The organism is Idiomarina fontislapidosi, assembly GCF_003226255.1.
In the GTDB taxonomy this organism is placed as follows: Bacteria; Pseudomonadota; Gammaproteobacteria; order Enterobacterales; family Alteromonadaceae; genus Idiomarina; species Idiomarina fontislapidosi.
Genome location: NZ_QJST01000010.1, coordinates 25389 through 49620, shown reverse-complemented (window position 1 = coordinate 49620; position 24232 = coordinate 25389). Strand labels below are relative to the sequence as shown.

The window sequence follows — 24232 nt, the reverse complement described above, 5'->3', positions numbered from 1 at the left end:
CTATTCTCATTTGCAATACTAAATGAAAAAAATTCTCATTTAGATTATCCTATGTTAACCTGTTCATGATTTAAACAGTGATTTAGGAGTCGCCATGCGCAGTACCATTGCAGAAAAAGTCACTCAAGTACGTCATTGGAACGATACACTCTTTAGCTTCAAAACCACTCGACAGCGCTCATTCACCTTTGAAAATGGGCAGTTTGTGATGATTGGCTTAGAGGTCGACGATAAGCCTTTGTTACGTGCTTACAGTATTGCCAGTGCAAACTATGAAGATGAACTGGAGTTTTTCAGTATCAAAGTACCCGATGGTGCACTCACTTCACGTTTGCAACATATTGAAGTTGGTGACGAAGTTATTATGTCGACGCGTCCGACAGGCACGCTTGTGCCGGGTCATTTACTACCCGGCAAACGTTTGTACTTGCTGTCTACTGGGACCGGTTTAGCGCCTTTTATGAGCGTAATTAAAGACCCTGATATTTACGAACAGTACGAGCAGGTGGTGTTGGTGCACGGTGTGCGTTACGTATCGGAGCTTGCTTACCAAAAAGAAATTGGCGAAGACTTGCCTAATAATGAGTTCTTTGGTGATTGGGTTAAGGAAAAGCTACGCTACTACCCTACGGTCACACGTGAACCATTTCGCGATGAAGACCATCAAAAACGCATCACCGAGTTACTTGAGTCGAATACACTTACGCGCAAGTTAAGTTTACCTGATATTGATCCGGAGCATGACCGTTTTATGTTGTGCGGAAATGACGCCATGCTGCAGGACTTAATGGCTATCTTGAACGAGCGAGGCTTTAGTAAAGCGACATCACGTAGACAAGGCAGTTATGTGATTGAGCAAGCGTTTATCGAAAAGTAAACGCATTGCATCAAGGCACCAAGTTTGCCACGCTAACAGAACGGCTGGAGTTAAGGAGTCTGTTATGAAGGCGTGGCAAACCACCGTAGACGAAGTGCGTCACTGCACGTTATGCGAGCCTGAATTACCCTTAGGAGCGCGACCTGTCATTCAGTTTCATCCCAGCGCACGTATTCTTATCGCGGGCCAAGCGCCCGGTATTCGTGTACACCGATCCGGGAAACCTTTCGATGACCCCAGTGGCGAACGATTACGGTCTTGGCTAGGTGTTGATAAACCCGATTTTTACGATGCCTGTCAGTTTGCTATTTTACCCATGGGCTTTTGCTACCCAGGTACGACAGCATCGGGCGATGCGCCGCCCCGAGCGGAATGTGCCGATGCGTGGCGCGAACAATTACTCGCTCAACTTCCCCATTTACGGCTGACCTTGGCGATAGGGCAATATGCTCAGCAGTGGCATGGTCAACGGTTACCCGCTATTAAACCCGAGCGGACACTCACTGAACGTGTAAAAAATTGGCGAGCTTGGCTCGAACACGGCATACTGCCCTTACCTCATCCGAGTCCACGCAATAACCGCTGGCTTGCCAAAAACCGCTGGTTTGAAGATGAGGTGCTACCCGAGTTGAAGGCGCAAATTGCGCAATACCGAGGCGCTCAATAATGAAAAGATTAGCAGCTTATGGACGCTTGATATGCTTTTTCGTCGCAGCCATGATAGGCATCCAAGTCCCCCAGTTTGTTGACCAGTATGGCGACGCCGTATATGCCCACCTGAACGAAGCAAAAGCCAGCGTGGCCGAGTTTCAACAGGAAGCTGATCGCTATTTCGACGGCTCTATTGAACGTCTTATTGATTACTATCGAGCCTCAGATGACCCCGTGTTTATTGATGGTGGCGAGAGTATCGAAAGCATTTATCAGCGCTATCAGACATTACAATCGGCTTGGAATCAATACCAGCAAGGCCATTGGCAGCGCTATCAAACAACGTTCTTATCACCTGTAGTCGACATACGCAGTGAGGCTTGGGCGCGTTATGATTATGCCGTTCGGCTGACGCCTGAAGCACTTGTAATGGCGGTCGCGGTCGGATTAATCGTTAGTTTGCTAGCCGATTTGTTGTTGAGCTTGTTATTATGGCCGCTCAGAAAACGTCGGACGGTGGCGCACTAGGAGGAAGTAATGTCGTATGATTGGGTGGTGTTTGATGCTGATGAAACGTTATTTAGATTTGATGCTAAGCGCGGTCTGACTCAGCTGTTACAGTCTTACGAGGTCGACTTTACCGAAGCGCACTTTCAGCGTTTTAAAGAGGTTAATGCACCGTTATGGGACGCCTTTCAACGAGGTGAAATCTCCGCAGCAGACATCAAGGCGCGCCGTTTTGTCGATTGGGAAGCGCGTTTAGGTGTGTCATCAATGGAGCTTAATCGTCAGTTTATGGCGCAGATGGGCAGTATCTCCTCGACTCTAGACGGTACCGAGGCAATGTTGAACTCGCTCGATAAAAAGGTGGGGATGGGCATCATCACGAATGGTTTTGTTGAGCTTCAACAAGAACGCCTAGTAGCGCACCAACTTGAGCAGTACTTTGACTTTGTCGTTGTTTCTGAGGCACTTGGCGTGGCGAAGCCGCACCCAGAGATTTTCCATCATACCCATCGTGAATACATCTCTGAGGACGTTCCTGCCCATCGGATCTTAATGGTTGGAGATAATCCGCATTCGGATATACTCGGCGGGCAACGCGCTGGTTGGCACACGTGTTGGCTCAATGAGCATGAGGCACCCTGTCCCGATGAAGTCAGCCCCAACCATACTATTCGGCATTTGAGTGAATTAATTGATCTAGTCGCTTAGTTACCACCAACGGCCGACGCGCTTTTTATAGTCGACATAGGTGTCGCCAAAGCGGTTCTCGAGTTGGCGCTCTTCGGGGCGAATTTGAAATAGGTTCATATAGAACATATATACCGGTAAGCCTAGCAGTGCTGCCATATTCTGCAGGGATAGGCCCCAAGTAAATAGAATAATCAGGAAGCCAAGGTACATCGGGTTGCGAGTCCAGCGATAGATCCCTGACGTCACTAAAGCGCTCGATTGATGAGGTACGCGGGGATCCACGGTGGTTTTTGCTTTACTAAAAGCCAACCAGCCGAGTAACGGCAGCAAAAAGCCGATGGCCAATAATGTGATACGGACCCAAGTCGGCACCCAGCCAAATTGGACCGAGGGAAATAGCAAAGCGCATACATACATTAGCGCGGCGATCAAAATGACCAGTAATAGTGGGGGTACTTTGAGCTCAAGTGCTTTCATAATTTAGGATGATCAACGATGGAACAGCACGTCATTATTGACCAAACCCGACGTTGGGTACAAGAGGTTGTGGTTAAGTTCAATTTTTGTCCTTTCGCGCGTCCAGAAGTCGAGGCGCAACGGGTTCGTTATTGTGTTGTGCCAGAGCAGGACCGCCTTAGTCAGCTTGAGGCTCTCAATCATGAGTTATTGACGTTACAGGAGCAGAGCGCAATAGCGACCACATTATTGATTGTACCTAACGGCGTCGAAGGGTTTTACGACTTTTTAGATTTGCTTGACCAGGCGAATGAACTGCTTGAATTGCAAGGCTTCGCCGGTGAGTTTCAATTAGCCCACTTTCATCCTGATTATTGCTTTGCTGATGCTAAACAAAGTGACCCAGAAAACTATACCAACCGCTCGCCTTACCCGGTTTTGCACCTTCTACGTGAACATATGATGGAAGAGGCGTTGGAGCAATTTGAACACCCTGAAAAAATTCCCGAGCGTAATATTGAGTACTGTCGTCGCCGAGGTGCCGAGTACTTTGCTCAGCAACTGGCGACAATCACTGCTGGAAAAGGTTAGAGCACGTTATTGAGTGCAATACCCACACCCAGACGGGTTTGTTTATGGTTGTAATCAATTAAACTCTCGCCGTAGCCCGTAAAGAGGCTGGTGTAGCCAATAAATTTACCCCATAGCGGAAAGGTAAAATTAAACTCAGCTGAACCACGACCTGTTTCGATGGCGTGACGTAGGTTTAACGTATACTCGAAGTCATCAATATTGGCAGCAACCGAGAACTCATAATCGCCGATATAATCGGTGATATTGGGGTTGTCATCTCCCGACGATTGCATTGGATCGGTCTTCGCATCCTCTTGAAAGCGAATCCATGGTTTAAGACTGAAAACAAAAGGGCCCTTTTCAGCGACAAACTGCACGTAGGCACGATTCCAACTGCGCGAGAGAGCTTGGCTGCGACCATTTGATAAATGCTCGATACCGATTGCTAACCCGGTATTAGTACCGAATGGGTGCCAACCTGTCGGTGTGGTGTAGAACACTTCGGGTTGGTAGTTGGTCTCGCGAAACGGTTTAGAGATATTGCTGGCGTAGACCTGCCACCAAGACTGCATGGTAAAGCCAAAAAATAGCTTATCGCCCTCAATTAACAAGCTCTCTTTATTGACAGGTACTTTAAAGCTGAGCTGAAGTTTGGCTTCGTATTCCTCTAAGTTATCTTCATAACCTTCAAACGTTTGATACGGAGCCGTATTGATATCTGTTGTTCCCCAAACGGGTAAAATATAGTTACGGCGGTGAGGGGTTAACACGTAGGGGTCGAACTCTGTGACTTTTTCACTTTGCATGCGCTTAGTGAGCGCCCCAGGCTCTTTCACTTCGTCAATTTTTACGACGTCTTGATCATCCTCTTCTCGCAACTTCTCGGTACATTGCTGACGTACTTCGGCAATGGTCACAGAGGCGTTTTCTTTATTCATCGCGTCGAGGAGACACTGCTGCATGGCAGAGAGATCTTGTGCTTGAGCGGTGGACGCAAGGCACGCCGCCGAAAAGGTAAGCGGTATAAAGATACGACGAGGCATGACAGCAAATCCTATATAATTGAATGTAATAAATCATGACTAATACGCATCTAAATGTCCACTCAGATCCCTCCGTATCATGAACTCTTAACACGACTTTTTCGTAACCCTTTTATAAATTCGTATTTTTATTTAATCTGGAGACGTTATGAAAGTTGCAGTAGTAGGTGCGAACGGAAAAATTGGTACACACGTGGTCGAGCAGTTGCAACAAGCTAAAACTCATCCAGTTGTCGCGATGGTGCGCAAACAAGCGCAAGTGGATGGTTGGAAAGACCAAGGCGTTGATGCGCGCCTGTTGGATTTAGAAGGTCCTGTGAGTGCCATCGAAAAAGCCTTTGAAGATATTGATGCTGTGATTTTTACAGCCGGCTCAGGTGGCGCCACAGGTGATGATAAAACACTGATGGTTGATTTGGATGGCGCGGTTAAAACAATGGAAGCCGCGCACGCAGTTGCTGCCGATCGGTTTATTCTCGTGAGTGCGTTACAGGCGCACAATCGCGAAAATTGGAATGAGGATTTGCTGCCATACTATGTCGCCAAACACTACGCCGACAAAGAGCTGATGCGTAGCGAACTTGATTGGACTATTGTTCGTCCTGGCGGTTTAACAGATGAGCCAGGGGAAGAAAAAATCGAGCTGGCTGAGAACTTAGGTCGCGGCACGATCGCCAGAGAGGATGTGGCGAGAATTCTCATTCGTTGCTTGGATGCAGACAACACGATTGGTAAGCACTTTGATGCGCTCACGGGCGAGCATGGTGTCGAGGCGGCTGTTAAACGTATTTAACGGCGCGTGGCGTGTGCCCAGTTGTGGCGCACGCTAATCCTGTTTTTCTTGGTGCTCTTTCTCTGATGCGCTATTGGGGACATAAATGGCGACGCCTTCAGCGGTTTTATCGGTGAGCCCAAAAAGCCGTCCTAATTGAACGCTAAGCCCTACATTGCCTGAATAACTGCCAATCCCTGTTCCTACGTAAACAGAATTATCACGTTTTTCGCCCGTGGTCTGTAACAATATGCCATTGGCGCCCAGTTTAGCCGCCTGTTCCTTCAGTCGTTGTACAACCGCATCCATTTGCGCTTGATCACCAAAACTCCAACTACCATCGCTGGATACCGATACAAGTGCGATCGTATCGTATTGCGCGGGTTCTTTTAGATAGAGCTTGACAGCGTCGACGTTGATTGCAGGACGTGCCTCGCCGATCATAACGGTCGAGGGTTTCGAGGAACAAGCCGTTAGCCCCAAAAGCATAACAGCCGTCGTGAGCCAGGCCGAACGTCGAGAAAAGGCGTTGCGCATAATACACTCCAAACAAGTCCCTATTGATTGAGTATACGCAATTTATCGGCTTTTAGTGCGTTCTTTACATGAAAATGATAAAGCGCTATGGCCTGATAGCATCAGGCTTTATCAACGTCCACTCTCGAGTTTTTATTTTGTTCGATCATTCCAGGTAACTTGAGTACCTCTCTTGGGAATCCAAACGCGTCTATCAAAAAATTTGAGTCATTAGTTTCAATAAATATTTCTTTATTCATGAGGTTGTGAATCAGATGTGACTTCGTTATTTCTTTCATCGCAACACGCGTTTTACACTTAGAAGTTCTGTAGATTAGCTGGTTGTCATCTATCTTAATGTAGTCGTTCTTATTTTTTTTAATTTTTCTAATTGAGTGAAAAATAAAGTATATGTACGTCGGAATACATAACATAGATAAAATGCTTTTGTATGTAATATCGTTGTAAACACTGGCATTTGTAAAAAGTACTAGGACACCAACAAAAAACAAAATTCAAATTATATTTGCTACATTAAATGAAAACGTTTTCTCATTACTAGACATAGGTTTTACCCTTGAGACAACTGAAAGGGTCTCCTAATTTTCTATAAAAAGGCGTTTAAAGAGTTCACTTTTAGTTGACATTAGCCAACCCTTCCGCGCACGCATAGGCGCTGGACCATGCCCACTGGAAGTTATAGCCGCCGAGCCAGCCGGTCACATCGAGTACTTCGCCAATGAAAAACAATCCAGGCTGCAACTTACTTTGCATTGTTTTAGAACTGACTTCATCCACATTAACACCGCCTAGCGTGACTTCTGCGGTCCGGTAACCCTCAGTGCCATTAGGCTTAATTTGCCATTGGTTAAGCTGTTCAGCGATGGTTTGAAAGGTTTTTTTGCTGATATTTGCGAGTCGGTGAGTCAAGGGCCATTGATGATAGGCACCCAGTTGAGTGACGACGCGCTTTGCGAACAGCTGCTGTAATACGGTATTGAGCTGTGCTTTCGGTTGCTTAGCTTGGTTTTCTTGTAACCATTCAAGCGCATCGGTACCAGGCAAACAATCAACGGTAATCGCCTCGCCGGGTTGCCAATACGAAGAAACTTGCAGCATCGCAGGACCTGAAAGGCCGCGGTGGGTAAATAGCATTGCTTCGCTAAAGTGACCATCGTTGGCGTTCGCTGCAACATCCATTGATACACCGGCGAGCTCGGCAAACGCTTCCTTTTCGGGCGGATGCAGGGTAAACGGCACTAAGCCAGCGCGTACAGGGACAATCGAGTGACCGAACTGTTCCGCAATTTGGTACCCCAGCGGCGTAGCACCGAGCTTAGGCATAGAGAGTCCGCCACAGGCAACGACTAACTTGCTGGCGCTCAATTGGCCCTGCGAGGTATTAATACGGTACGTGTCTTGTTCGTAGTCAACATCCAACACTTCGGTTCTCAGCTGTACTTTGGCGCCGTAACGTTCGCACTCATCGAGCAACATACGCACAATGTCTTTAGCTGACTCGTCACAGAACAGCTGACCGAGCGTCTTCTCGTCATAGGGGATCTGGTATTCCGCGACTAATCCAATAAAATCCCATTGGGTGTAACGGCTCAAGGCAGATTTGCAGAAGTGCGGGTTACTTGAGAGATAGTTTTCTGGGCTCGCGTACATGTTGGTGAAGTTACAACGCCCACCACCAGAAATCAGAATCTTCTTGCCCGCCTGTTTAGCGTGGTCTACGACAATAGCTTTGAGACCATTGCGTGCGGCATGAGCTGCACAGTGTAAACCGGCAGCCCCCGCACCAATAATCACTACATCAAATAACGCCATTACTGCTCTGACTTCAATACATCGAGCACATATCTTGCGGCACTGACTTCAAATTGTTTTTCGTCTTCGACGAACAGGTGTTCCACGATACCGTCGACGATAACCATGGCGTAACGTTTTGAACGGATACCACCAAACGCACCCGTATCATTCGCTAACCCGAGTGTTTGGCTATACTCACCATTACCATCAGACAATAACCGAACTTCATCTCCGATCCCCAGCTGATCACCCCATGCTTTCATTACAAAGGCGTCATTAACTGAAAGGCAGTTGATGCTTTGAACCCCTTGTTCAGCAAACTCTTGGGCAAGCGATACATACCCTGGTAAGTGTTTCTCCGAACAGGTCGGAGTAAAGGCGCCTGGCACTGCAAAAAGGACATGAGTACCTTTTGCGAAAAGCTCTTGCGGGTCGTAATGTTGGATACCTAATTCACCTTTTGAGGTGAGTGAGCCAGACGGTAATAGACCATTTTCTTTAATCATAATTGTTCGAATCCTTGCTTTATATAAACATCAAATCGATGCTTTTTACTGATAATTTGCGTATTCGGTTCTCTTTGCCCTAGAAAGTCGGCATGATCGGGACGTTTAACCACGACGCGATATTTAGCAGCTTGCAAAGCAGGATCTAATAACTCGTCGGCATCTTCATCAGCACCAACTAATTGTTGAAACATTTGCATGTCTTTTTTCACTTGGGCGCGCTGCTTGCCCGACTTCGGATACATCGGGTCTAGGTATACCACATCATATTGCTGAGCTGGCACTTGATTTACATGCTGAAAGTCGAGCAGTTGCATACGCTCGCAACAATCAGCAATTTTGTCTGTGCCAGCCCGCCCACGATTAATGGCATCTCTCAGTAAAGCACGTACTAACGGGTGGCGCTCAATTAAATCAACTGATGAACCAAAAGCAGCGACCATTAGCGCGTCGCGAGCTAATCCTGCTGTCGCATCTAACACCCTAGGTTTACGCTTACCAGTAATGCCGAGCGCCTTTATCAGCGACTCTGACTTTAAACTTGAGTGAACCGCGCGATAACCGGCTTTTCCCACTCTAAAGTCTAAACTTAGCGGTTTAATTGCTTTTGGACCTGTTAACCAGACAAGCTCCAGGCCGTTATTAGTTTGCTTTAGCTGAAAGTCGGCGCTCATGAATGCTTCGCAGCTCGTTGCATATCAACGTGTGGAATATCATCTTCAAGATAGTCTTCACTAATGGCTTCAAATCCGAACGATTGGTAAAAATCTCTCAAGTAAGTCTGCGCTTGCACTTGAATCGGGTTATCAGGGGCACGTGAGTCAAGGTAGTCGATGGCGCGTTGCATGAGCTCTCGCCCCAAACCTAAACGTCGGGCGTCGGCGGTGGTCAGTACCCGACCAATTTTTGAGGGCGAGCAACCTTGTGATGCTTTGAATATACGTGCATAAGCGACCATCTTACCACTTTCATTGCGTGCAAAAAGGTGCTCAGCGTCGAAGTCAGTACCATCAGCGTCTAAATATGGACAGTTTTGTTCTACAACAAAAACGTCTTGGCGGATATTTAGAATTTCATAGAGCTGATGGGTGTTTAATTCGTCAAAAGTTCTTAAAAACCAGTTCATGTCCCTACTTTTTTAATGTCACGTTTAATTGGAATCACATTACGTTGATGTTCGTGGGAGAACAGTGCCAAAAGTTCTGCGACGGGTTTGCGTGCGTCACCTTTTTGGCTAATATTACGAGCAACCTTCAGACTACTGATTTTTGCCTGCTCGTACAATGCGCGTGTTAACGGCGTATCGTGATTACTTATTAGTACAGGAATCTGCCGTTTACAAGCTGCCCGTAATGCGTGTCGAGCTAATTCACTTTGCTCATCTAAACTGAATCCACCTGTCGCATAACTGGTAAAGTTGCTCGCTTGTACAAGTGGTGCATAGGGCGGGTCACAGTATATAACATCGCCTTTCCTCGCTCTCCTGAACACTTGTTCAAAAGAGCTGCAGACGAACTTAGCACGCTTTGCTTTTTCTGCAAAAACTTCTATTTCTGCCTCTGGAAAGTAAGGCTTACGATAGTCGCCAAATGGGACGTTAAATATACCGCGGCTATTATAGCGACATAGGCCGTTATAGCCGTGTCGGTTCAAGTATAAGAACAGTAGCGAACGGTAATACGGGTCATTACTCTCATTAAATGACTTTCTGAGCGCGTAATAGGCGTCTTGCTGATTATTACGCGGTGTAAAAAATCGCTGCGCATCGGTTATAAATGTTTTCGGGCGGCGCTTCACAAACTGGTACAGTGTGATGAGATCGGGGTTGATGTCGTTAAGTAAATAACGGTCATAATCAGTGTTCAGAAATACTGAACCTGCACCAACAAAAGGCTCAATTAACTTACGCCCCTCGGGCAAACACGCCTTGATGGGCTCAACCAGGCCGTACTTGCCTCCTGCCCATTTTAAAAATGCCCGATTTCGTTTCATTAGCCGGCCTTTGGTGGATTGAAAGACTAGTGTACCCGAAAGCCAAACATATGAAAATTACTCTCCGCTTGCCTGCCCTTGTTCCTGTTGAATCACAGCATAAGATTTAGCCCAAGGACCTAAAGCCCTTAAAGCGTCTGGTAGTGCGGCCGCCTCTGCACGCGCCGCGTCAATCGTGTTGTGGCTCCCTAAGATAACGACAAAGCTGTTATCTTTTTGACGTTGATAAATACGTGCTTGTTGGGTGAGCTCGTTCCGCGTTATGAATTCCATCAAGGTTGGTTTATCGCTAGCAATTGTGAGCTGTACGGCATAATTTTGAGGCGGCTGTTGCGCCACCCATTGACGGTCAGTCAACGAATGAGCGTGTGTGGGCGGCTCCGCTTCTTGTAAGGAGCGTTTATCGTTAATCAGCTGAAGCTCGACCTCACGCGGATCGCTCTCTGATGCGGCTACGCGGTTAAGGGAGTGCAGCGCCTCGCGATAGGACGTTGCTAGCTCGGCCGGTAACATTTCAAACTGATTTGACTGAATTGGCTCAAAGCGTGGGAGCTCCTGCTGTACGGTCTTGCTTGCTGTGTCCTCTGCCGGGCTAGTGTCTTTTTCAGGCGCCGTTACCACCGTTGAAGTTGCATCCTCCTGAGGACTAAAATAGTCGAGAATCGCTTGGTAGTTTAATGCCGCTAAGCCCGCTAAGGCTAACGTGATACTCGCTGCGAGAATTTTAACGATAGGCACATTGCCTTTCGGCGACGCCGATTCAAGATTATCCTCTTCATGGGCTAATTGACTCGAAAAACTGTCGTGATCGACCTCTTCAGGCTCAGCGTAACGCTGTGACTGGGTCATCAGCTTCAACTGCAAACGCTGCTGAATTTCGCCGGGGTAGCCATTGATAGTGGCTAAAAATTGCTGAATTTTATCGAGGTTCCAAAGTGCGCGTTGGCGTTCGGGTAAGAGTGCCTGAATAAAGCGCATCTGCTCTTCTTTACCTAATGGAGGAATCTCAACTAATTCGGGTCGCTTTACACGTAATTGCGGTGGTGGTGTTTGCTGAAAAACCCAACGCGACTCGGCAGAAATGACGATGCTTACGCGCTGTCCTAGTGCACAGAGTTGGTTGACCGTGTTGACACACTCAGCCAAAAAGGTGTCCGGCATCAGTTCACCGTTATCGATCACAATCACCGCATGATTCAGCGGGCGCTGGCGCTGTATTTCACGACTTAGGGTTTCATCATTTAAGCTGATGGTACCAAAAAGTTGATTAAGAATTTGCGCTCGCAAACGTTCTACCGATGAACGTTCTGAAACTTGCACCCAAGCGCACTCGGCATAATTAGAGGCTTGCTCAACAAATAACTCACTGATAGTTGATTTACCGCTACCTTGGGGACCGTGCAGTAGCACCAAGGTGTCACTGTGTTGACAGTGTTCATGCAAGCGATCAATCACCGCCTGTTGTGAAGGCTTGGATTTAACAGGTGCTGCGACGATATGTGATGAGTAGGCGTTAGCCGGCATAATATGCTTCCTATGTGATGCGTTCTAGCAACATTCAGTCAGCACAGCGGCTAGCTCCTCGTCAGTTAGGTTGTTAGTGACTTCCGCCTTACCAAGGCCGAGCGGTAGCACAAAGTTAATTCGATTATCTTTAACTTTTTTATCGCGCTTCATGTAGCTAAGCCAGTCTGCAAAAGCCATGTTAGGCGCTTGCGTTGGCAACTGTAACGTTGACATCAGGTTTAGCACGCGACGGAAATCTGACGAAGACATCCGCTGTGTTTTCTCTGATAGCTTAGATGCAATAATAGTGCCAGCTGCAACAGCCTCGCCGTGTGTCCAGTCACCGTATTCAGTCGCCGCTTCAATTGCGTGACCAAAGGTGTGCCCTAAATTTAGCCACGCACGAATACCTGACTCACGTTCGTCTTTAGCAACAATTTCTGCTTTAATTTCGCAGCTGCGCTGAATAGCGTATTGCAGCGCTGATTCGCTTCGCTTTGACAGTGCATCGGCGTGTTGTTCGAGCCATTGAAAGAAGTCGGCGTCATAAATGATGCCGTACTTTACGATTTCCGCCAGACCACTGCGGTAGTCGCGTTCAGTCAAGGTCGCTAAACAATTCAGATCGATGACAACGGCTTTGGGTTGATAAAACGCACCAATGAGGTTTTTGCCTTGTGGATGATTGATCGCTGTTTTACCGCCAACCGATGAGTCAACTTGAGAAAGTAGCGTTGTGGGGATTTGATAGAAGTCCACGCCACGATGATAGGTTGCAGCAACAAAGCCCGCTAAGTCGCCTACCACTCCGCCACCTAAAGCAACGATGGCGCAATCTCGGCTAAATCCTTCGGCAATCAGTTTATTGGTAATTGCTTCAAACGAAGACAGACTTTTGTACTGCTCACCATCGTCCATCTCAAACAATACGAGGTGGTGCTCGACAAGAGCTTCTTCGACCTGCGCAAAATAGTGTTTAGCGACAGTCGGGTTGCTTAGCACGAACACATTTTTGTTTAAGTCAGGTAGCAGCGTCTTAAGTTGGCGTAGATTATCGGCGGCAATATGAATGTGGTAGCTGCGTTCGCCCAACTCAACATGTACATTGGTCATAACACAGCTCCCCAAAGAGGTTAACCTAAACCGTTAACCCCAAGTTGTTCAATAATCTCGTTCACGACGACTTTGGCACTTTGTTCGTCAGTGCGTACCACAATATCCGCTATCTCTTCGTACAGCGGGTTGCGTACTTCAGCCAACTCTTCAAGCACCTTACGCGGATCGTCTGCCTCGGCAATAAGAGGACGACGCTTGTCGCGTTGTGTACGAGCCAATTGTTTATCGATGGTCGTTTCTAAATACACGACAACGCCACGAGCAGAAAGACGGTTACGGCTTTCTTTGCTCATGACCGAACCACCACCTGTCGCTAAAACAATGCCCATATGCTCAGTCAGTTCTTCAATGACTTTTTCTTCCCGCACTCGGAAGCCTTCTTCACCTTCCAGCTCAAAAACCCAGCTGATGTCAGCGCCGGTGCGTCGTTCAATTTCTGTATCTGAATCGTAGAAATCTAAATGAAGTTGTCTGGCAATTTGACGACCAATCGTACTTTTGCCGGCGCCCATTGGGCCGACAAGAAAAATATTACGTTTCTCAGCCATATTCCTGCTTACATCACTGTTAAATTAGCTGTAAATCACGAATCCGGAGTGTCTGGAGACGTCCCCCAACTCAACGAAAAGAAGCGGGATTATCTCAATTAGATTGCATTTTAGCAAATTTATTCCGATTCACTTAACAGCGTGGGTGTAACGAAAATAACCAGTTCACGTTTTTCTGATTGTTCACGCTGATTTTTAAAAAGATTACCGACAAGCGGCAACGAGGACAATATGGGGACACTTGTATCATCCTTCAACTCATATTGCTGAAAAATTCCACCCAGTACAATCGTTTCGCCACTTTTTACTAACACACGAGTCGCCATCTCTTGAGTATCGATAGCCACTGCGGGGCCTGTTGGCGTTGATACGGTATCGCCACGGGTATTTTGTGTAATGGTCAAATCAAGCATTACATAGTCGTTCGATGTGATTTGTGGAGTGACCCTCAATCCCATGACCGCCTTTTTGAATTTCACAGCGGTAGCGCCCGAGGCAGCGCTCTCGACATACGGAATTTCGGTGCCTTGCTCGATATAAGCCGGTTGTTGGTTAGAGGTGAAAATCTTTGGCTTCGCGATAATGTCTGCTTGATTATCTTGTTCCATCGCTGAGAGTTCGAGATCGAGCAATAAGCCATCGGAGAGTTTGCCGACATTTACTTTAAAGCGTCCCGCGGCAGGAACGGAGGGTAAGTCAACACGCATGCCCTCAATGATCTGTGTGCTGTTTCCCGCTTCTCGAAGAGTCGTCAGGTCGCCCCAACGAACACCGAATTGCTCAATGGCATTACTTTTCATAGTGACCATACGCGCCTCGATCATGACTTGCTTGACCGGTACATCAAGTTGCGCGATTAATTGTTTAATGCCTTCCATGTAAGCGGGAGACTCTTTCAAAATCAGCGTATTGGTTCGCGCATCAATCGAAACTGCGCCTTGTTTTGAAAGCAAACGCTGCTCGTTTTCTGAAAGAAGCTGGGCGATATCCTCTGCCTTCGCATGATTGAGGGGTATTAGGTGAGGCAGCGCCGCTTGTTGTGTTGCCTCTACTTCAGACTGGGTCGATGTTGCTCGTGTGACGCGTACTAGGTTGTTATTCATGCGTATTGTCAAACCATAGCTTTCGGCAAGTTGATGCAGTAACTCAAGTGCATCGACATCACTGACAGACAAACTGACCGTCTCCTGTATGGCTTTATCAGCGATAAGGTTAAGCTCGATTTTGTCGGCAATTATTTCAAAGGCAGTGACTAAATCGACATCCTTCAGCGTCAATGTAATATTAGGCTTATCGCTTGCCGTGGCGATTGTCGGCAGCAAAAAGCACAACGTGTAAATCAGCACGAAATAAATCCAGCCTAAAACGTCGGATCGTTTGCACGCTTGACTGTGCTTTGGAATGTTGTAATTGCACACGGAAAGTACTCCAGTTGTTTAAACGCGACGGACTCACGAGTAATTTCAGTAATAAGGGTGGTTGGTGATTGGAAGTAGTCGCCTGACGTTGCCACAATCCAGCCACCATCTGCGTTTTGAAAATATGCAAAAAAGGTGTCATCGGTCGCCAACGTCGCCACGAGTTTATGGTCGTGCCAAGCGCCCAAGGGTTGTCCTCGGCCCTTTAACTCACACGCACCCTTTGACGCGGGGACGGGAATGTCCAGAGCAGCAAATGCGGGTCCTGATTCAATAAAATCAAGCGACAGTTCGGCATCGTCATTATTGAGTCGATGATAGGCAACGCTAGAAATAACTAATGGATGTAACTGATTTGATGGCCAGTAATGAAAGGATTCAGTTATCCATTGATGTAATTGCTCAGGTGTTCCATTCAATTGAAGCCGGAGTTGAGAATCCGATACAAAAGGCAACTGTTGCTTCACTGTGTGTCGTTGTGCAATTTTTAGAGTGTGAGCGAGCCAATCTGAGGTCGATATAACACTACTTGTGAGTTCAGTTGTAGAAGACAGAGAGTCCTGCAGAGAGGTGATCTCTTCAACCAGTTCATGAATTATTTTTCCTGCTTTACTGTGTTGATTATCTAAAAGCCACGAAGTTATTAGCAAAATGGTAGGACTCACGCATAGCATGAGCCACAACGACACGTAGTAAAGTATGGTTGGGTTAATGAATGTGTGTTTCATGGTTTAAACACATCTAATTGCGCACGGCGCTGCGGTTGCAACTGCAGCTGAACACTCTGCTGACCTTCTATCCGCAACGACTCAACCAAATGTGCAAGCATTTCGGTGTTTGTGTAGTCGCCAAATAATGAAAGCTGACTTGCGGTCCAGCGCGCTTGCTTAAGCCTGAACCCTGATAAGCTGGTTTCTTCGAGAGAAACGAGCTGACTCAAGTGCTGTACTTGGCGCTGGTTGCGCAACGCAGCTTCTTGAGTTTGCGTTGCTTGGGATAACACACTTTGCCGGGTTTGATACCACTGCTTGACCTTTAATTGAGTTTGGTCAAGATCCTTAGCAAACAGTTGCAGAAATAAAGGTAAACTCACTATCAGGGTGCACGCAAAGTTTAACAGGCCTAACGCATAGAGCGTTCTGCGTCGCTGTCGCCAGCAAAGCTGGTTTTGAGCGCGTTGCCAGTCGGCAAGGTTTATCCATGCCAAGGGAAAAAGCCTCGTAAAGCAGCGCCGAACAGAAGCGAACATGAGGAGTGCTCACTTTGGTTCGTTGAATTGATGTTTACCCAAACACCGTTAAACTGCGCAAGGCATGCCTTAGCCAGGCTATCCTCGCTAGACGATAAGTAGCTAAGTATCATCGCGGGTAGGGGTTCCAAACGAATGGCATCTATACGTGAAAGCGAGTGTAAAGACACTAGAACCCCATGCTCTACTCGTAGCAGAATATAAAGGGTTTGTTCCTTGCAAAGGATCACCCACTCCGTGATTGCACGCTTCGACTCGGTGTAAGGGAGTAAAGAAGGCAGTATATAATTACTGTAACGTACCCACGCCTGAGCAGCAGGTTCGAGTACTTGTGCGGTGACAGGTAGCTGTTGAGTGAGCCGTTCTATCGCCTCCTCGTGACCTGTGACCCGCAGAGAACCTGACCCAGGCAAAGCAAGCGAATCTTGATACAGCGGAGATACTTGCTGTTGTTTAAGAGCCGCATTGGGTGAATAGTTTAGATGAACAAACTGGCTTGGTATGACAAGGCAAAGACGCGCTCTATAACGATGCCAGTTAACCTGAGAAATGGGTTTATCAGCGCGCTCATTTGGCACGAATTGTCCTCGTTTAAGCTTGAGCGAAAGTAACGAGGTGTGGTCGTTATCGATTAATGCAGCAGTTAGTACAGCTTTCATGAATATGGGCCATTAATGCAGTCAAATTTTGTATTGTGTTAACGGCTGCAAGCGTAGTGTTTAGTTTAAAAATCAGCCATAATAGTTGGTCGAACAGATGTGTCAGATATTCAACAACGTCACAGTAACGGGGTAATTTTTTGAGGTTTTTAAAGCGATTCGCATGGATAGCCGCCATCTTGGGCGTATTGGGAATACTGGCTGTGGGCGGGCTTTATCTTTATGTAAAGCCTGAACTGCCGAGTGTCGAAACATTAAGAGAAGTGAAACTGCAAACCCCCATGCAGGTATTCACAAAAGATGGTCAAATGATTTCGCAGTTCGGCGAAAAACGCCGTATCCCCGTGAAGCTTGAGGATGTGCCTCAAACGATGGTCGATGCATTTCTCGCGACGGAAGACAGCCGGTTTTATCAGCACTTTGGTGTCGACCCTATCGGTGTTGCTCGTGCATTTGGAGTGTTAGTCACCACCGGTGAAGTGAAAGAAGGTGCGAGTACTATCACCATGCAGTTGGCGAGAAACTTTTTCTTAAGTTTTGATCGCGCCTGGATGCGAAAAATTAAAGAAACCTTTATCGCGTTACACATTGAGCAGCTGCTTACAAAAGACGAAATTCTCGAGCTCTATTTAAACAAAATTGCCTTTGGCCATCGTGCATACGGTGTCGGAGCCGCGGCACAGGTGTACTACGGCAAGTCGTTAAGTGAGTTAACGCTGGCACAGATGGCTACCATCGCAGGGTTACCTAAAGCGCCTTCGAACCTAAATCCAATCAGCAACCCCGAAGCGTCGAAGGCACGTCGTCGTGTCGTTTTACTGCGTATGCTCGACGAGAAAAAAATTACTCGCGCTCAGTTTGATGAGGCGGTTGACGCCCCTGTCACTGCGCGACGCCACGGCGCTGAAGTGACCGTAAATGCACCGTATCTGGCTGAAGTCGTGCGCCAGGATATGGTCGATCGGTTTGGCGAGGAGGAAGCCTACAACGGCGGTTATAACGTGTACACCAGTGTACGTAGTGATGTGCAGTTAGCCGCGCAGCAAGCGATTTGGGACAACCTGCATGGATATGACGAGCGTCATGGCTATCGAGGTCCGGTGAGTGTGTTATGGAGTACCGAAGAAGGTAAGCCAGCACTAAATCAGAGCGAAATTATTAAATACTTAGACCGTGTTGAGCGTTTTGGTGCGGTCACACCTGCTGTTGTGGTTAAGGTCGAGGAGCAATCGGCGCAAATTATGATCAAGGGTGATGAGCAACTCACCACCTTAGGTTGGGATGCAATGAAGTGGGCGCGTCCATACCTAAATGAAGAGCGTCAGGGAGAACCTCCCGAGCTGGCGTCGGATATTATGCAACCCGGTCATGTGATTTATGTGCGTACAGTAGGAGAGGATAACCGGCTTCGATTAGCGCAGATTCCTGAACCGAGCTCTGCAATTGTGTCTCTCCAGCCACAAGATGGTGCGGTTGCCGCAGTCGTCGGTGGCTATAGCTTCAACCTGAGCCAATACAACCGTGCGTTACAGGCAGCGCGACAAGTAGGCTCTAACATCAAGCCATTAATTTATTCGGCTGCCTTTGAACAAGGATTTACCCTGGCGACCTTAGTGAATGATGCGCCCATCAATCAGTGGAATCCTGGCGCCGGCATTGCTTGGCGGCCCAAAAACTCGCCTGATGTGTATGAGGGACCTATTCGTTTACGGAAAGCATTGGCGAAGTCTAAAAACGTAGTGTCTGTCCGTTTAATACGAGAAGTGGGTGTTAAAACTACAGCAGATCATATTGCCAAATTTGGTATTCCGCGTGATTCAATTCCCGAAAATGAGTCGATTTCGTTAGGTTCGTTATCGATGACGCCGATGGAAGTGGCACGTGCCTACGCGACCTTTGCGAACGGCGGCTATCTGATTGAGCCATATGTTATCGAGAGAATAGAGAATGGTGACGGTGAGGTGGTATATGAAGCCGAGCCGCAAGTCGCTTGTGAGACCTGTGACAATCCAGCGCCTCGAATAATCTCTGAGCAGAATGCGTTTTTAGTGACTCAAGCAATGAACTCAGCCGTCTGGGGCGGTGGTAGCTGGGCGCACAAAACCGGGTGGAATGGTACTTCTTGGCGTATTCAGCGGGCTAAACCTATCGTTAATGTCACTGGCCGCGCGATTACCGGTAAAACCGGTACCACTAATGATGTAAAAGATACGTGGTTCTCGGGTTTTACGACTGGGCTCGTGACGACGACTTGGGTAGGCTTTGATGATGTCTCAAGGGCTTTGGGTAGCACAACAATGAACCCACTTTTGAGCAGTAAAGAGCAACCCATATCGGGCGGCGAAGCCGGTGCAAAAACGGCATTACCCGGTTGGATTCTCTATATGGAAAAAGCGGTCGGTCAGTTCCCCGCAGAAGACTTTACTATCCCACCGAATGTGGTGAGTGTGCGTATCGATATGGAAACTGGGAAGTTATCGCATCGAAACGACTATACCAGTCGTTTCGAATATTTCATCAGTGGCACTGAGCCTAATGAATATGCTCAAGATGAGCGCGATAATAAAGACATATTTAATAACGAAGACGGGTTGTTTTAACCCGTCACCGTTAGTTTCGCTAGTAATTGGTTAAGGTCAGATTGCACACCGCCCGCGGTAACATGCTTGCCGGCGCCTGGTCCGCTGATCACTAGCGGCATCTCTGAATACCAGTCGGTATATATCACAAAGATATTTTCACCAGGAATGAGGTTGGCAAGCATATCGCCAGCTGGAATATACTCTACTCCAATTTTTGCGCTGACACGGCCCTCTTCAGAGACTGAGAAGCTTGCTAGTAGACGCGGTACATTGCCCTCTTTTGCGGCTTCTTTGAGCATGTGGTCCATTGGCTCATCGAGTTCTTCAGCTCGCTCTAAGAACTCACTTGCTGAGATATCGCGTAAGCTCTCTGGGACTAAGCTGCTGACACTGATATCTTCCCAATCGAGGTTGAGACCGATTTCACGCGCTAGAATTAGCAGTTTACGCACCAGATCCTGACATGACAGATCTTCGCGCGGATCGGGTTCAGAGTAACCGCGCTTTTTAGCCTCTAACACTAAATCACTGAACTTAACGCCATCGGTGAAGTTCTCAAACAGCCATGACATGGTGCCAGAGAAGATCCCTGAAATACTGCGAATTTCGTCGCCTGACCCGCGTAAATCATTGATGGCGTAGTTGAGTGGTAAACCTGCGCCTACCGTAGTGTTGTATAGCCACTCACGCTTGTATTCATGCTGAATTGTACGAATCTCACGATACAGAGACTCCTCTGCAGAGCCCGCACGTTTGTTGGCACTGATAATATGCAGACCGTTGGCGAATAAACTCGGATACAGCTGTGCAACGGGCTTAGCGTCCGTTAAATCAATCATGACCAGCTCGTCGTAAGGTGCATTAGGCAATTCACGCAGTAATTCAGTTAGAACATAAGGGCGTGATAAACGGTCAAAACCTGCCTGCCAATCATTCAGCTCTACTCCACTGTAATCAAGCCACAGCTTTTTAGAGTTGGCGATGCCAATGACGCGCACATCCATCACTTGGTTAATGCGGTCACGTTGTTGGCGGAATAGGTCGAGCCATGCGGTACCAATATTACCGCGACCAATAACCAGTACCCCGAGGCTCCGGCGGTAATTAAACAGCTGGCTATGCAGACGGTTCAGCAAACGGTTATCGAGCTTTTGCTCTAGAATTGCAACGGCTGAACAACCATCCTCGCTGACGGCAAAACGACGTACTTGCTGATCATCGAGTTGCAGTTTAAAGGTGTTGTACTGGTCTGTTTCTTGAATTCGGTTACCCACTAGCGCGACCATTGAGTAACCGTGGATTTGTGTGACCGCATTGCCCGCTTTAATACGTTCAAGCCACTGGCTTATATAGTTCAAGTGGTTCTGGTGAAACACTAAATACTGTTGGTGTTTTTCTGGCTCGGTCCAACTCACGAGTGGTGTTAAATCTAATGCTTCGAGCTGTTTTACTAACTCGCGATCATTGAGCTCTACTTTGAACAACACGACTTCAGATAACGACGTAAAGACTTTACCTTTAGGTTCGGTGTGTTCAAAGTTGCCAATCCGCGTTTGTTGGTTTTCGACCTTTAAACTTGAGCGAACAGAAATCACCATGCGGTCCCGATCAACGGGTTGAAAGGTGCGTGGGTGTAAGACGGGGCTGCCCAAGCGAGCCAGCTCTTCTGCTTCACTCCAATCTAATGTCGGTAAGCTTACAACGCGTTCAATTTTGCGAGGATCGGCTGAATAAACGCCGGCAACATCTTTCCAGATAGTGACTTGCTTCGAATTCAGTAAGCTGCCGACCAAGGTTGCCGAATAGTCACTGCCGTTCCGTCCAAGCGTGAGGCTCTCGCCTTGCAAGCCACGTGCAATAAAACCCGTCACAATAAAACGTGTGCCTGGGAAAGGAGCGACACGATTGAGCAAGTTATGACGTGATTCGAGCTCCTGAATAATCGGTTCGGGTGCATCTTCCGCTTTCAGGAAGTCACGCGCGTCAATGTGTTCTGCTTTTGTGCCTTGCTTTCTAAGGAGTGCTGCGAGCAATCGAGCGGACCAAAGTTCGCCGTATGACAGCAGTTCAGCTTCGTGTTCAATATGCTCTTCACCCGATACAAAATCGCGAAAGCGTTGAAAATCGATTGTTGATTGCTCGAGTAGAGGGGATGCGAATTCAGTACCCAGTAGCTCGGTGATTAAGCCTTGCTGGAAGCGCTCAAGTTGGTCCAGCAGTATATCTGCTGTATCGCCCGACTCTCGTTGTGCTTTGATGATTGCAAGAATGCGGTTTGTAGTGTCGCCTGCCGCTGAAACAACAACGACATCGCTTGCGCCTGCATATTCGGTTACAATGCGTGCTACTCGACGATAACAAAAAGCGTCAGCCAAACTACTGCCGCCAAACTTATGCACTTGAACGTTATCTGCAACCGTTCGAATCTGGTCTAAGCTCGGCTCTACGCTCATTGGCGATACCCCTCAAATATATGAATTAACTGATGTATTCACTAAGGCTAAAACATCAAACAACAAATGTCAGCAAATTTTAGCCATCTAGACGGATAAAATTTGACCTTCATCTGGGATTGAGTAAAATTCAATATAACTTATATGGTTTTTGACTAAGGCAGGACTCTCACGATGAAGTGGAATGGTGACTATATCTATCCCTACGCTGAGCATGGGCGAAAGAGCGAGCAGGTAAAAAAAGTAACAGTATCAATACCGACTCGCGTGCTTAAAGTGCTCACCGATGAGCGAACCCGCCGCCAAGTTAAGAACTTGCGTCATGCTACGAACAGCGAATTACTCTGCGAAGCGTTTTTACATGCTTTTACGGGTCAACCGCTGCCAACCGACGCTGACTTGGAAAAAACGAACCCAAATAAAATCCCTAAAGCGGTAAGAGAGGAATTAGAAGCCCGCGGACTTCCAATTCCTGCGGATGACGAGCTCGATACCCCTTAATCTTTCATGTAGTTATCAGGCAGCGGAATTTTTGCAACACCCGATGCGACCGCTGCCTCGGCTACTGCTCTAGCGACACGCTGACATAAACGTGGATCCATCGGTTTAGGGATAATGTAATCCGGACCGAAGGTCAGTTCATCAATACCTGCCGCCTTTTTAACCGCGTCCGGCACCTCTTCTTTTGCCAGCTGGCGGATTGCCTCGACTGCCGCTATTTTCATTTCATCGTTAATCGCGGTGGCGCGGACATCGAGCGCGCCCCTAAACATGAAAGGAAAACACAGCACGTTATTCACCTGATTTGGATAGTCGGAACGACCTGTACCGAGAATAATGTCGTCACGCGTTGCTTGTGCTAATTCAGGTTTAATTTCTGGGTCTGGGTTAGAGCAGGCAAACACAATAGGCTTCTCGGCCATCAGTTTAAGAGCCTCGGGTGCGAGTAAATCAGGACCCGATACGCCTAAGAAGAGATCCGCGCCTTCAATCACTTCTTCCAGTGTCCGTTTATCGGTGTTATTGGCAAATAAGGCTTTGTATTCGTTGAGATCTTCACGGCGTGTGTGGATGACGCCCTTAGAATCCAGCATATAAATATGTTCACGCTGTGCGCCACACTTAATGAGCAACTCCATACATGCGATAGCAGCGGCACCTGCGCCCATGCACACAATGCGCGCGTCCTTGAGTGACTTACCCTGAATTTCAAGCGCATTTAGCATGCCAGCGGCTGTTACGATGGCAGTACCATGCTGGTCGTCGTGAAACACTGGGACGTTACATTTTTCGATAAGGGCTTGTTCAATCTCAAAACACTCGGGGGCTTTTATATCCTCGAGGTTAATACCGCCAAAGGTGTCAGCGATGTTAGCTACCGTGTTAATGAAGTCTTGAGTGGTGCGGTGTGACACTTCAATATCAATTGAATCGAGACCGGCAAAGCGTTTAAACAAGAGTGCCTTGCCCTCCATCACCGGCTTAGAGGCGAGTGGGCCTAAATTACCTAACCCAAGAATCGCCGTGCCATTAGAGATCACCGCGACCATGTTGCCTTTTGCAGTGTATTTATACGCATTGTCTGGATCTTCAGCAATCGCTCTTACAGGTTCGGCGACCCCAGGACTATACGCAAGCGCTAAGTCTTTGGCGGAGTCCGCCGGTTTGGTGAGCTCAACCGAGATTTTACCGGGAGTGGGATACTGATGGTAATCCAAAGCTTTCTGGCGGAAATCTGACATTTAGGCAACCTGACAAAATGAATAAAGGATGAAGCATAAGGATAAAGGCAAATAAGAAAATAACAAATCTTACCTGCTTATCAGGCCTCATTATGTCGGTCTAACTTTTGATGTGTTTAAAATCGCACCAGTTAACTTTTCTTTAACAATGCATGGTGTAGGCGAGAGAGAAACGAAAAAAGGCGCCATTTGGCGCCTTTTTCATTAAAACGTGCTGAACTGCTCGTTTTAATACGTTTTGTGTACGAGCAATTATTTTTTGCCCAATGTACCAAAACGTTTCTTGAATTTGTCGACACGACCACCAGTGTCCATAACACGCTGCTTACCAGTGTAGAATGGGTGGCACTCAGAACATACGTCGATGTGTAGATCTTCTACGCGAGTAGAACGAGTTTCAAATTCGTTACCGCACGAGCAAGTTACTTTGATTGCTTCGTACTTAGGGTGAATACCTTGTTTCATGGGAATACCTCAAGTTGGGCCACATCGCTATCCAGTCGCCTCTTTTGCGCAGGACACCATGTGTAAAAAAACAACAATGTTTAAGAGCGCGGCATT

26 protein-coding genes are annotated in these 24232 nt (G+C 47.4%); 8 read left to right on the top strand and 18 right to left on the bottom strand.

All coding sequences use genetic code 11. From position 1 onward, the window contains the following. Positions 1-94 precede the first annotated feature (94 nt). From DFP83_RS10495 to yjjG, 4 genes are all read left to right on the top strand, one after another. On the top strand, positions 95-877 hold the full coding sequence (locus DFP83_RS10495; RefSeq protein WP_110575481.1) for a ferredoxin--NADP reductase: 783 nt from the start codon (positions 95-97) through the stop codon (positions 875-877). A 64-nt stretch (positions 878-941) separates the two neighbouring features. Then, a complete protein-coding gene (locus tag DFP83_RS10490; protein ID WP_110575479.1) occupies positions 942-1544 on the top strand; it encodes a uracil-DNA glycosylase family protein in 603 nt (200 codons plus the stop codon). Beyond that, a complete protein-coding gene (locus DFP83_RS10485; protein ID WP_110575477.1) occupies positions 1544-2056 on the top strand; it encodes a DUF2937 family protein in 513 nt (170 codons plus the stop codon). The genes DFP83_RS10490 and DFP83_RS10485 overlap by 1 nt, the downstream gene beginning before the upstream one ends. Before the next feature lie 9 nt (positions 2057-2065). Further along, positions 2066-2743 (top strand): pyrimidine 5'-nucleotidase, encoded by a 678-nt coding sequence (gene yjjG / locus DFP83_RS10480; RefSeq protein WP_110575475.1) that lies wholly within the window; start codon positions 2066-2068, stop codon positions 2741-2743. Here yjjG and DFP83_RS10475 read toward each other — a convergent pair whose 3' ends face one another. After that, a complete protein-coding gene (locus DFP83_RS10475) occupies positions 2744-3202 on the bottom strand; it encodes a methyltransferase family protein (RefSeq protein WP_110575473.1) in 459 nt (152 codons plus the stop codon). 18 nt (positions 3203-3220) lie between these two features. On the opposite strand from DFP83_RS10475, the gene DFP83_RS10470 reads away from it, so the two are divergent. After that, the gene (locus DFP83_RS10470) at positions 3221-3772 is read left to right on the top strand and encodes a DUF1415 domain-containing protein (protein ID WP_110575471.1); all 552 of its coding nucleotides are present in this window, start codon (positions 3221-3223) and stop codon (positions 3770-3772) included. Here the strand turns inward: DFP83_RS10470 and DFP83_RS10465 are convergent. After that, complete coding sequence (locus DFP83_RS10465) at positions 3769-4797, bottom strand: phospholipase A (RefSeq protein WP_110575469.1); 1029 nt, start codon at positions 4795-4797, stop codon at positions 3769-3771. The genes DFP83_RS10470 and DFP83_RS10465 overlap by 4 nt on opposite strands. A gap of 148 nt (positions 4798-4945) precedes the next feature. Here DFP83_RS10465 and DFP83_RS10460 point away from each other — a divergent pair, with 148 nt between their 5' ends. Then, a complete protein-coding gene (locus DFP83_RS10460; protein WP_110575467.1) occupies positions 4946-5590 on the top strand; it encodes an SDR family oxidoreductase in 645 nt (214 codons plus the stop codon). A 33-nt stretch (positions 5591-5623) separates the two neighbouring features. On the opposite strand, the gene DFP83_RS10455 is transcribed toward DFP83_RS10460, so the two are convergent. The 13 genes from DFP83_RS10455 to DFP83_RS10390 form a co-directional block, all read right to left on the bottom strand. Beyond that, entirely contained in the window at positions 5624-6106 is a 483-nt protein-coding gene (locus DFP83_RS10455; RefSeq protein WP_241971629.1) for a hypothetical protein, read from the bottom strand. Between the two features lie 615 nt (positions 6107-6721). Then, on the bottom strand, positions 6722-7918 hold the full coding sequence (locus DFP83_RS10445; protein WP_110575463.1) for a BaiN/RdsA family NAD(P)/FAD-dependent oxidoreductase: 1197 nt from the start codon (positions 7916-7918) through the stop codon (positions 6722-6724). After that, complete coding sequence (locus tag DFP83_RS10440) at positions 7918-8406, bottom strand: peroxiredoxin (protein ID WP_110575461.1); 489 nt, start codon at positions 8404-8406, stop codon at positions 7918-7920. Before DFP83_RS10440 ends, DFP83_RS10445 begins: the two co-directional genes overlap by 1 nt. Continuing rightward, positions 8403-9080 carry a class I SAM-dependent methyltransferase gene (locus DFP83_RS10435; RefSeq protein ID WP_110575459.1) on the bottom strand — a complete coding sequence of 226 codons (678 nt, stop codon included), beginning with the start codon at positions 9078-9080 and terminating at the stop codon, positions 8403-8405. The genes DFP83_RS10440 and DFP83_RS10435 overlap by 4 nt, the downstream gene beginning before the upstream one ends. Beyond that, a complete protein-coding gene (locus tag DFP83_RS10430) occupies positions 9077-9532 on the bottom strand; it encodes a GNAT family N-acetyltransferase (RefSeq protein ID WP_110575457.1) in 456 nt (151 codons plus the stop codon). The genes DFP83_RS10435 and DFP83_RS10430 overlap by 4 nt, the downstream gene beginning before the upstream one ends. Next, entirely contained in the window at positions 9529-10398 is an 870-nt protein-coding gene (locus tag DFP83_RS10425; RefSeq protein WP_110575455.1) for a Dam family site-specific DNA-(adenine-N6)-methyltransferase, read from the bottom strand. The genes DFP83_RS10430 and DFP83_RS10425 overlap by 4 nt, the downstream gene beginning before the upstream one ends. A gap of 57 nt (positions 10399-10455) precedes the next feature. Continuing rightward, on the bottom strand, positions 10456-11922 hold the full coding sequence (locus tag DFP83_RS10420; RefSeq protein WP_110575453.1) for an SPOR domain-containing protein: 1467 nt from the start codon (positions 11920-11922) through the stop codon (positions 10456-10458). A 24-nt stretch (positions 11923-11946) separates the two neighbouring features. Beyond that, positions 11947-13017, bottom strand: a complete 1071-nt coding sequence (gene aroB, locus DFP83_RS10415) for a 3-dehydroquinate synthase (protein WP_110575451.1) — start codon at positions 13015-13017, stop codon at positions 11947-11949. A gap of 20 nt (positions 13018-13037) precedes the next feature. After that, entirely contained in the window at positions 13038-13568 is a 531-nt protein-coding gene (gene aroK, locus DFP83_RS10410) for a shikimate kinase AroK (RefSeq protein ID WP_110575449.1), read from the bottom strand. 119 nt (positions 13569-13687) lie between these two features. After that, positions 13688-14914: a type IV pilus secretin PilQ gene (locus DFP83_RS10405; protein ID WP_241971630.1), complete on the bottom strand. Its 1227-nt coding sequence runs from the start codon at positions 14912-14914 to the stop codon at positions 13688-13690. A gap of 14 nt (positions 14915-14928) precedes the next feature. Further along, positions 14929-15714: a hypothetical protein gene (locus DFP83_RS10400; protein WP_110575447.1), complete on the bottom strand. Its 786-nt coding sequence runs from the start codon at positions 15712-15714 to the stop codon at positions 14929-14931. Then, on the bottom strand, positions 15711-16193 hold the full coding sequence (locus DFP83_RS10395) for a hypothetical protein (protein WP_110575445.1): 483 nt from the start codon (positions 16191-16193) through the stop codon (positions 15711-15713). Before DFP83_RS10395 ends, DFP83_RS10400 begins: the two co-directional genes overlap by 4 nt. Next, the gene (locus DFP83_RS10390; RefSeq protein WP_110575444.1) at positions 16181-16894 is read right to left on the bottom strand and encodes a hypothetical protein; all 714 of its coding nucleotides are present in this window, start codon (positions 16892-16894) and stop codon (positions 16181-16183) included. The genes DFP83_RS10395 and DFP83_RS10390 overlap by 13 nt, the downstream gene beginning before the upstream one ends. 140 nt (positions 16895-17034) lie before the next feature. On the opposite strand from DFP83_RS10390, the gene DFP83_RS10385 reads away from it, so the two are divergent. Next, entirely contained in the window at positions 17035-19494 is a 2460-nt protein-coding gene (locus tag DFP83_RS10385) for a penicillin-binding protein 1A (protein ID WP_110575442.1), read from the top strand. Here DFP83_RS10385 and DFP83_RS10380 read toward each other — a convergent pair. Beyond that, complete coding sequence (locus DFP83_RS10380; protein ID WP_110575440.1) at positions 19491-21929, bottom strand: bifunctional aspartate kinase/homoserine dehydrogenase II; 2439 nt, start codon at positions 21927-21929, stop codon at positions 19491-19493. The two genes, DFP83_RS10385 and DFP83_RS10380, sit on opposite strands and share 4 nt — an antisense overlap. A gap of 174 nt (positions 21930-22103) precedes the next feature. Between DFP83_RS10380 and metJ the strand changes: the two genes are divergently transcribed. After that, a complete protein-coding gene (metJ, locus tag DFP83_RS10375; protein ID WP_110575438.1) occupies positions 22104-22430 on the top strand; it encodes a met regulon transcriptional regulator MetJ in 327 nt (108 codons plus the stop codon). Here the strand turns inward: metJ and DFP83_RS10370 are convergent. After that, positions 22427-23671 (bottom strand): malic enzyme-like NAD(P)-binding protein, encoded by a 1245-nt coding sequence (locus tag DFP83_RS10370; RefSeq protein ID WP_110575436.1) that lies wholly within the window; start codon positions 23669-23671, stop codon positions 22427-22429. The genes metJ and DFP83_RS10370 overlap by 4 nt on opposite strands. A 252-nt stretch (positions 23672-23923) precedes the next feature. After that, positions 23924-24136: a 50S ribosomal protein L31 gene (gene rpmE, locus DFP83_RS10365; RefSeq protein ID WP_006954592.1), complete on the bottom strand. Its 213-nt coding sequence runs from the start codon at positions 24134-24136 to the stop codon at positions 23924-23926. Between the last annotated feature and the right edge of the window lie 96 nt (positions 24137-24232).